We start from the raw sequence: 9,374 nt of genomic DNA on the forward strand, positions 1-9,374 counted from the left end.
TTGTATCCGATACGCAGCTTCATCTTCTCAGCTTCGGACGGAAAGACCAATAAACCGTTTATAATAAGGCACACCAAAAGAACCAAAAAACAGTTAGCTCGGTTCAACAGCACACCCAAAGCCCAAGTTAAAGTAGCACTCAACGTAAACTCCCTGACAGTCGCTAGAAGTAAAATAACTCCGACGCTCATAGCAACAGCATTACATTTTAAACCGTAACATCTTTCATTATGATTAAAGTGTTTTTTTATACTGACATCACAAATATGGGCGTGAGATAAAGCGCCCAATCAGTTATCACCGAAAGGACGCCTTATACCTACATTGCAGATACAGGAATGCTAATTAGGATTTATGCGGCCGCAGCTGAAATCCTCTTCACCGCTTCTTTTGTTGTCCAGAGACCATTTGCAACATATCGAAAGTTAATTAACGCAGCATGATAGCCATCGCCTTCGGGAATTTTCGCTGCTGCTGTTGCATCGCGCACGACAGCCACTTCGAATCCCTGTTCAAGCAAATCATACAAATGAGCTTGCACACAAAGATTTGCAGACATTCCAGCCAAGATTATTTTATTGACGCCATTTTTACGCAATTGAAGCGCCAAATCATTATTCTGTGGTCCGTAGATCTTATGTGGACTAGCAATAATCGTCTTCCCATCCAGAATTTGTTTCTTATATTCTGGCATAAAATCAGCACCGGAATTCTCAAACCCATCTAAGCTCAGAGAACTTTTCCGATTAAACATCCCAATTTTATGCATTAGCCTTTCCAAAGGCCCTTCAAATCGCCACCCGTGATCTGTTGGATAGTAATAATGTGGCGAGACAGCAACGGTCATTCCTGCTTGTTTTGCAGAATTCAATAAATTACCAATATTCTTCACCACATTATGTTCAGAAACACTCTCGCCGACGACACCCCACGCGACACCATTTTCACTTAGAAAGTCTATTTGTGGATCCACAACAACCAAAGCCGTATCAGCTAAACTGACGTCGACATCAATAGCTGGCAAGGCAGGTTTTTCCGGATCAGCATAGCTTGGATTAGAAGCTTCGGCCTCTGCACTATTTCCAAGTGATGTTGCTGTTAGACCTGCCGCAGCTAACGTTACAGCAGCTCCCCCCAACATTGCTCGGCGAGAAAAAGCTTTATCATTATGATCATGACAATCACACATTGTTCTGTTCCTTAATATTTCTGACCCAAGGATAATTCCTTGTTCTCTAATATCTAGAACGTCATGTGTGCTTTATCGTCTGGATTGTGTCTTTTTCAACAGGGAAGGCATGATTTTAAAACCCTGTTCTTGTTATCGGTCACAGATTGCACAAATTATAATATATGACTATCGACCATATCCTTGAAGCCATCGACATCAATCTAAACCCCTTTGCTTTTTGCGAAATTCGTGGGGCAAGCACAACACTTGCTTTACCTGATCAAAATCAGGCAATTCTGCATTACATTACAAGTGGATCGGGAGAGATTGCTATAAGTAACCGTCCCAAGCAGAAAATATCAACGGGGACGATTATTCTCCTTCCGGCTCACCAACACCATAGCTTAATAAGCGCAACAGAAAGAAATACCACCCTACCACTATGCCGGCCGCTTGATGCCTCTCTTGAACATCTGATAACGGGGACAGGACAACAAACTTTAACAGCCGTCTGTGGTTTGGTCGATGTGTCATACCGCGGTATAACAGGATTGCTAAATTTAATTCAAACACCCTTGATCGCTCAATTAACACCAGGAGATCGCATACGAAATGCGATGGATGAATTATTATTAGAACTTGCCAATCCAACAATTGGTACGAAGGCTTTGGCACATTCACTACTAGAGCAATGCGTTATTATGCTTGTAAGGCGTCATCATTTGGAGGGACATAAATCTGTTGAATGGTTACGTGGTGCTGAAGATCGACAAATGTGGGATGCCTTACAATATATTTTGAATAAGCCTCAATCACATCACACCGTGGAAAGTCTGGCCGATAACGTGGGAATGAGCCGTGCCAGCTTTGCGAATAAGTTCAAGAAAATTTATGGAACAACCCCCATCGGATTACTTAGATCCATTCGTTTGCACCGCGCTGCGGAACTGTTAAGTGCAACAGATTTACCTATAAAAATCATCTCATCAAAAGTCGGTTATCACAGCCGTAGTTACTTTACCAAGGCCTTTGAAATCGAATTTGGGAAAGCACCCGATCACTATAGAAAGACGGTGCGAAACAACCTTGACTTAACTTAACGAAACCTCGTCAAAATTGATTAAGATCAATGCGCATATTCTTATAAATTTGCAAACTCCCATCAGTTAATCAAATAAGATACGTCGTCAGTAGAACGATAGTATCTTTTACATTTCAAAAACGGAGATGCATTTATGTTAAGGGACATTCAGGTTCAACTTGATAACACGGAAGCAGGACAAACCCGTTTAGAAGCAGCACTACAACTATCTACAAAATTTGATGGAGCGCATATTCTGGGTGTCCACGCACTAAGAACACCAGAAGCGATATTGCATGGTTCCCCCCATGGCATAACCGGCTATTTTCCAGAAGAAATCATCGAACAACAGCGAAATAACATTAAAGAGCAAGCTGCTGCGGTTCAAAAAAATTTCAAAGAAAAGGCCGAGGCCGTACAAGTAAGCTATGAATGGCGAGAACACGAAGGGCGAGAAGTAGATATCGTTGCATTCCATGCACGCTTTACAGACCTGACAATTATTAGTCAGGTAAAGGGAAAGTTTGCCGACGAGCTTGAGTTTGCGGGGTCATTACTGATGGAAAGCAGCCTCCCCATTCTTGCCGTTCCCAATCGGAAAATTCCTAAAGATATTACAAAAAACATTCTCATCGCTTGGGATGGGTCAGCTGAGGCCTCGCGCGCAGTAAGGGGAGCCCTACCGCTATTAAAAGCAGCAAAAAAAGTAATCTTATTGTCCGTCGGATTGCCCGAAGAGGGTAATATATCTCAGGATGATATCTCTACACATTTGAAACGTCACGGCATCCAACTTGAAAACAGAGTAGTTGAAAGCGCATTCCCCGAGGACGTAATCCTAAAAACAGGCAAAGAAGAAGAGATCGGCTTAATTGTTGCTGGCGCTTGGGGACATAGCCGAATCAGAGAAATGATATTTGGCGGCGTTACAAAATCACTCTTTTCCAACCAGGAATTCCCTGTCCTGTTATCTCACTAGCACTGTAAGTCGGCTTTGGAGAGAAGAAAGGCAGATCAGGCCTTCTTCTCCCAAGACCCACGATCTGTTTGCTGCCAATACGTCAATTCATGATTGGCAGCTTTCAGCTCTTTCCAAAGGGCCCGAGAATCCTGAACTACTGTTGGGTTATTTCCATCAAACAGAACCGCGCATAAAGAGGTTTTATCACTTTCGAGGGCTCCAGGGTGTGCGCCATGCACAATGAAGGCAACATCCCGTTTTGCAATATCATCCTGCTCAGTGGTCAACCAAACCGGATGCTCTTCAATTGAACCATCACGTTTAGTGCCATGAGGAAGAAAGGAATCTGGGCGATACCCCCAAAGATTCTGATCCAGATCGCCCAATGCACGCTCATCAGATGACAGAATAACAGCTTCCTGACCACGCTCTATGACTTTTTCAAGCATTTGAGGAAGTGCATTTTCCAATGCTGTTTTAGTCAAATGATAAAAACGTATATCTGTCATCAAAATTATCCAAAAAAAGGCAGGATACACTGCATCCTGCCTTTCGATTTTTAGTCTTCGTAGTTATCAGCAACAAAGCGATCAAGCAAACGAACGCCAAAACCAGTCGCCCCCTTCGCAGCAATGGCTTTTTCTTTTGTCGACCAGGCAACACCCGCGATATCAATATGAACCCAAGGACGATCCTTATCGATGAAACGCTGAAGGAATTGAGCCGCTGTTATTGACCCAGCAGCCCGACCGCCAATATTTTTCATATCGGCTGCGTCACAGTCCAACAGTTTATCATAGCAATCTGCAAGAGGCAGACGCCAAACACGTTCGTCAACACTTAGACCAGCGCTTATAAGCTGTTCACATAAAGTATCGTTGTTTGAGAAAATACCGGCGATATCATTACCCAGAGCAATAATCATTGCACCTGTTAGTGTCGCCAAATCGATCACGAGACGTGGATTGTATTTCTCTTGCGTGTAAGAAAGAACATCAGCAAGAACCAAACGTCCCTCTGCATCCGTATTCAATACTTCAATGGTTTTTCCTGAATAGGATTTTACAATATCACCAGGGCGTTGTGCATTGGCGGATGGCATATTTTCAACCAAGCCACACGCACCAACAACGTTTACCTGTGCCTTACGGCCGGCAAGTGCTTTCATCAAACCAAAGACAGTTCCCGCACCGCCCATGTCAAACTTCATGTCTTCCATACCGGCGGCCGGTTTCAGCGAAATACCCCCCGTATCAAATGTCACGCCTTTACCAACAAAAGCTAACGGCTTCTCGGTGCTTTTTTCAGAAGCACCATTCCATTCCATAATGACGACTTTAGATTCACGCTCAGACCCCATGCCAACAGCATAGAGAGCATTCATACCCAGCTTGGCAATATCACTTTCGGCCAAGACAGTTACCTTCACCCCAAGAGCTTCAAGCTCTTTAGCCTGCGCTGCAAATGTATCGGGATACAATTCATTAGGGGGTTCAGATACCAACTGCCTGGTAAAAAACACACCTTCTGCAACTTTGGATAACGTTGCATAAGCACTTTTGGTACCCTCAGAATCAGCAGAGAAGATTGTGAACTCTTCCAGTGTATTTTTCGCATCGTTTTTGCTGGTCGTTTTATAGGTATCAAAACGATAGCTGCGAAGTAAGGCACCATAAGCAATAAGAGCACCTGCGTTATCTTCGCTTGCCCCTTGAACACCAGCACCATCCGTGCACACACAGACGGCTTTCTCTCCTTTAGAAGAAAGGTCCTTATAAAGCTGTCCCCCAAGATTTTCAAAATCTGTTGCCTTCAGCTCATTAGGGTTGCCGAGACCAGCCAGAATAATTCGACTGTTTTCTACACCGCTTGGTGCCAAAACTTCAAGCAACTCACCCTTCTTGCCTTTGAAAGAACTATTAGCGACCGCACGTCCTAGTGCTCCGCCTGTCTTATCGTCATATTGCTTTGCCATTGTGGAAAATTGTCCACCTTCAGATACAGTCGCTACGATCGCGCCAGTGCTAGGAAAATTGTCAGAGACAAAAGAAAACTTCATGTCGCCCTCTTCGGTAAAACGATTTAATTAATTGCTGCTATAGAACAAGGATTACTCTGTAAAATGCAACCGTAATCATAGAACTTTGCATTCCATGACTCAAATCTCATTATTCTTCTTATGAAAATCCACGAATTAACTGGACGTGACAAGGGTGTTCTGGCTATTTCTTTTGTATATTTTTTTATAGGTTATTTTTCGGACCCTATGCAGATAATTTCGCGCTATATGCTTGTGCAACTGGTTTTGTTTGCTGTTTCAGTCGCAGTGTCTCTTGCTGTGGCTGTATGGCTGGCTCAATCATTACGATTCGTTGACATGATTGTTAACGACGGCCTTCCGGCATCGACATTTTTCTATTTTGTTATTTTGTTGATGCCTTATTTCCTTGTTATCGTTATACCGGTCGCGACTTTTTGTTCAGTCCTTTTTATCTATAACAAATTGACGACTGATAGTGAGCTTGTCGTCTTGAAGGCAGCAGGTTTTTCACAACTTCAACTCGCACGCCCCGGAATAATGCTGGGTACCATATCAATGATAACCGTAGTCGCCATCAATCTATACTTTTTACCTGTTTCATATCGTGAATTCAGAGAGCTACAACATTATTTTAGGGATAATCTATCCCCCGTCCTTCTAAAAGCGGGGAAATTCAATACAATTAACACTGAATATACTATATATTTCAAAGAAAAAACGCCTGCTGGGGAGTTAAAAGGCCTCATCGTTCATGACAGTAGTATCCCTGGACAACAAATAACTTATTTGGCTGATACGGGTGCATTGCTAAAAGAAGAAGACGATTTCAGGGCTGTCCTTTGGAACGCTAGTAGACAAGAAGTAGATCCCGTAACTGGACAGCTTTCAATTGCTTACTCAGACAAATATATCCTTAAATTCGGAGATATAGGACAAGAAGAAAGTGATCGATGGTTAAAACCCAGAGAACGTTTCCTTAATCAATTAATATTTCCTGATTTAACTGATCCCAGAGATGTAGATAACTATGACAAGCTCATCGCCGCAGGTCATTATCGTATCGCCAGCCCTCTATTCACCCTTGCAATGGCCTTTATAGCCCTAGCATGTCTGTTATCTGGAGAGTTTAGTCGCAGAGGATATTTAGGGCGCATTATGTTCGCCATTAGTCTTATGGGGGTTATGATGCTGACAATGTTCTTGTTAAAAGATATTGCCGAAAAAAACAAAAATCTTATTCCCTTACTTTATATTTGGCCTTTATTTGTCGTGACCACTTCCCTTTATTTTATTGTCAAAAAACCTAAAAATTTATCATCGAAAACTTCTGGTGACCCACATCCCCCTCGCAAAGAAGAGGCAGTGGCATCCCAATGACAACGCTTGAAAATAGAAAATCTGTTAAGTCTGCGCACATTTCCTGGACTCTTTTCAGATACGCATCCAAAAATTTTTTAATGAGCTTTTTTAGCTTTTTCTTTGTTTTGATGGGTGTGGTCTTCCTTATTTCCTTAATCGAAGTATCGGATGATCTTGAAGATGAGGCCGTCCCCTTCTTACAGATCATAAAAATTGTCCTCTATAAGATGCCTCAGTTGAGTGAAGAGATCATGCCATTCATGATTTTGTTTGCAGCAATGGCAACTTTTTGGAAGCTAACACGGGCAAACGAACTCGTCATAATTAGATCCGCTGGCGTTTCTATCTGGGGAATAATTTTTCCTTTTGCTTTCTGCTCCATCATAATCGGAGCACTGTCTTTTGCTGTAATCAACCCAGTCTCATCAGCGCTATTTGCCAAAAACAAAGAGCTGTCACGACTATACAAGAAAAAAGATCAGGCCATATTTAAGGTATCAGAAACAGGGTTATGGCTTCGTCAACCGGACGAGACGGGTCTTTCCGTTATTCATGCCGGATCTGTGAATAAAGATCTTTCTTTAAACCGCGTCATTATCTTCAACCTGACCAATGACGGGGAATTTTTGTCTCGGTATGACGCAGGAAAAGCACGTTTAGAAAATGGCAATTGGGCCCTACAAAACACCTGGCACTCTTATCCTGGTAAAAAGCCAGATTATTTTGATGAGGTGTTAATTCCAACCGACTTAACTATGGAAAAAGTTCAAGACAGCTTTGCCAGCGCAAAATCAATCTCTTTTTGGGAGTTACCGTATTTCATAAATTTATTGGAAAAGGCTGGTTTTTCTGCGGTTAAACTCAAATTACAATTTCATAGACTACTTTCTAAACCCTTTCTTTTTCTTGCAATGGTATTACTTGCAGCAACCTTTTCCATGCAACAACATCGACGAGGCAGGGTCGGATTGATGATCCTCTCTGGTATTCTTACTGGATTTCTGCTTTATTTCTTATCCAATTTTGTTTTTGCCTTAGGTCAATCAACCAAAGTGCCAGTTGCCTTAGCAGCTTGGTCACCAGCGGGGGTATCACTATTGTTAGGTGTCACTATGCTTTTACATCTGGAAGACGGATAGAACATGTCTTTTAGGGGGGTAAAAACACTACTGAAAAATTCAGTGTCTGTACTGGCACTAACTTTTGTCGTTGGACTATCTTTATCAAATGAATCCTTTGCTCAAACTTTGGCAGGAGTCAATGAAGAGATCCCAGCACTTATCAGTGCTGACGAAGTTGTCTATGACGAAGGATTAGGGGTCGTAACAGCATCAGGGAATGTCGAGATTTCGCAAGGTGATCGTACTGTTCTTGCGAATAGTGTATCTTATAACATGAACACAAATGTTGTGAGTGCAACAGGTAATATCAGCCTGCTAGAGCCTAGCGGTGATATTGTTTTTGCTGAGCATGTTGAGCTTACAGATAACCTAAAAGAAGGCTTTATTCGCGACATCCGTATACTTCTTAGCGATCGCAGTCGCCTAGCAGCATCGACGGGACAATTAACCAGTGGTAATATCTCTGTCTTTTCCAATGGCGTTTTCAGCCCTTGTGAGCTTTGTAAAGATGATCCCAGTAAGGCGCCTATCTGGCAGCTCAAGGCTAAAAAAATTGTCCATAACAAAACATCACAAACAATAAAGTATGACCATGCTTGGATGGAAATATTTGGTGTCCCTGTTATCTACACGCCATACCTTGCCCATCCTGACCCCACAGTAAAAAGACGAAGTGGATTCCTACTACCAAGTTATGGTAGCTCCAGTCAGTTGGGTATAACTCTACAAATTCCTTATTACTGGGCAATTGACGAGTCCTCAGAATTTTTATTTGCACCTATCGCGACAACAAAACAAGGGATCGTGCTCGCAGGGGAGTATGAAAAAAAATTCAACAAAGGTGACCTCTCAATTGAAGTCAGCGCAACGATCGCCGATAGAGATGAAAATGACGGTAATGTAAAAAAAGACGAGTTTCGCGGACAGATAATAAGCGAAGGGCGTTTTGATCTCGATAAAACGTGGCGGTGGGGTTTTAACGCCGAGAGAGCGACTGATGATACTTATGGCCGAGTTTATGGGTTCAATACAGATTCTGAATTAGAAACAAGCGCTTTTATCGAAGGCTTCAGAGGTCGAAACTTTGCAAGAATAGACAGCTACACATTTCAAAGTACTCGAAATGACATCAATGATTCGGAAAACCCTTTCGTTTTACCGCGGGCACAATACAACTTTCAAAGTCAACCAGGCGTAACCGGAGCAACCTATCGTCTGGATGCTAACGCACAAGCTCTAGGGCGTAGTGAGGGGCGTGACAGTAGGCGTGTATCCCTTATCGGCGGATGGGACCTCCCCTACACAGGTTCTTGGGGAGACCAATATAAACTCACCACGCAGTTACAAACTGATGGCTATTGGGTAAATGGTGTCAATACTGAAAACAATGATCTTCGCAAGAACGGGAATAGCTATTCAGGATTTACGGGGCGCGTTTTCCCTCAAATGGCTTTGGAATGGCGCTTTCCCTTTGCCAGTCATCGCGGTAACTTTAGCCAAACAATAGAACCTATTGTACAAGGTGTCCTCGCACCAAATGGATCGAATCCAAACGAAATTCCAAACGACGACAGCCGTGATTTTGAGTTTGATGACGCCTCGCTATTTTCACTAAATAGGTTTGCTGGAACTGATCGCGT

8 protein-coding genes are annotated in these 9,374 nt (G+C 42.7%); 5 read left to right on the plus strand and 3 right to left on the minus strand.

Features of this window, described 5'->3' with window-relative positions; all coding sequences use genetic code 11:
- Positions 1–352: 352 nt before the first annotated feature.
- A complete protein-coding gene (locus Q0241_RS21870; protein ID WP_299381339.1) occupies positions 353–1,189 on the minus strand; it encodes a cysteine hydrolase in 837 nt (278 codons plus the stop codon).
- Between the two features lie 164 nt (positions 1,190–1,353).
- Between Q0241_RS21870 and Q0241_RS21875 the strand changes: the two genes are divergently transcribed.
- Positions 1,354–2,271, plus strand: coding sequence for an AraC family transcriptional regulator (locus tag Q0241_RS21875; RefSeq protein ID WP_299381342.1), 918 nt, complete (start codon positions 1,354–1,356; stop codon positions 2,269–2,271).
- A gap of 135 nt (positions 2,272–2,406) precedes the next feature.
- Entirely contained in the window at positions 2,407–3,231 is an 825-nt protein-coding gene (locus Q0241_RS21880) for a universal stress protein (RefSeq protein WP_299381345.1), read from the plus strand.
- Between the two features lie 35 nt (positions 3,232–3,266).
- Here Q0241_RS21880 and Q0241_RS21885 read toward each other — a convergent pair whose 3' ends face one another.
- Both Q0241_RS21885 and Q0241_RS21890 read right to left on the minus strand, forming a co-directional pair.
- Entirely contained in the window at positions 3,267–3,722 is a 456-nt protein-coding gene (locus Q0241_RS21885; RefSeq protein WP_299381348.1) for a DNA polymerase III subunit chi, read from the minus strand.
- 50 nt (positions 3,723–3,772) lie between these two features.
- On the minus strand, positions 3,773–5,272 hold the full coding sequence (locus tag Q0241_RS21890) for a leucyl aminopeptidase (protein WP_299381350.1): 1,500 nt from the start codon (positions 5,270–5,272) through the stop codon (positions 3,773–3,775).
- Between the two features lie 120 nt (positions 5,273–5,392).
- On the opposite strand from Q0241_RS21890, the gene Q0241_RS21895 reads away from it, so the two are divergent.
- The 3 genes from Q0241_RS21895 to lptD all read left to right on the plus strand — a co-directional run.
- Positions 5,393–6,631: an LptF/LptG family permease gene (locus Q0241_RS21895; protein ID WP_299381353.1), complete on the plus strand. Its 1,239-nt coding sequence runs from the start codon at positions 5,393–5,395 to the stop codon at positions 6,629–6,631.
- Complete coding sequence (gene lptG, locus Q0241_RS21900) at positions 6,628–7,752, plus strand: LPS export ABC transporter permease LptG (RefSeq protein ID WP_299381356.1); 1,125 nt, start codon at positions 6,628–6,630, stop codon at positions 7,750–7,752. The genes Q0241_RS21895 and lptG overlap by 4 nt, the downstream gene beginning before the upstream one ends.
- A gap of 3 nt (positions 7,753–7,755) precedes the next feature.
- Positions 7,756–9,374, plus strand: a 1,619-nt coding sequence (gene lptD / locus Q0241_RS21905; RefSeq protein WP_299381359.1) for an LPS assembly protein LptD, incomplete at its 3' end; no start/stop codon positions are given.

This window comes from uncultured Kiloniella sp. (assembly GCF_937128705.1).
Classification (GTDB): Bacteria; Pseudomonadota; Alphaproteobacteria; order Kiloniellales; family Kiloniellaceae; genus Kiloniella.

What these genes read in the sequence shown, in the direction of transcription:
- Q0241_RS21870 (WP_299381339.1), bottom strand. Translation starts at nt 1,189, where the DNA reads ATGTGTGATTGTCATGATCATAATGATAAAGCTTTTTCTCGCCGAGCA.
- Q0241_RS21875 (WP_299381342.1), top strand. Translation starts at nt 1,354, where the DNA reads ATGACTATCGACCATATCCTTGAAGCCATCGACATCAATCTAAACCCC.
- Q0241_RS21880 (WP_299381345.1), top strand. Translation starts at nt 2,407, where the DNA reads ATGTTAAGGGACATTCAGGTTCAACTTGATAACACGGAAGCAGGACAA.
- Q0241_RS21895 (WP_299381353.1), top strand. Translation starts at nt 5,393, where the DNA reads ATGAAAATCCACGAATTAACTGGACGTGACAAGGGTGTTCTGGCTATT.
- lptG (WP_299381356.1), top strand. Translation starts at nt 6,628, where the DNA reads ATGACAACGCTTGAAAATAGAAAATCTGTTAAGTCTGCGCACATTTCC.
- Q0241_RS21885 (WP_299381348.1), bottom strand. Translation starts at nt 3,722, where the DNA reads ATGACAGATATACGTTTTTATCATTTGACTAAAACAGCATTGGAAAAT.
- Q0241_RS21890 (WP_299381350.1), bottom strand. Translation starts at nt 5,272, where the DNA reads ATGAAGTTTTCTTTTGTCTCTGACAATTTTCCTAGCACTGGCGCGATC.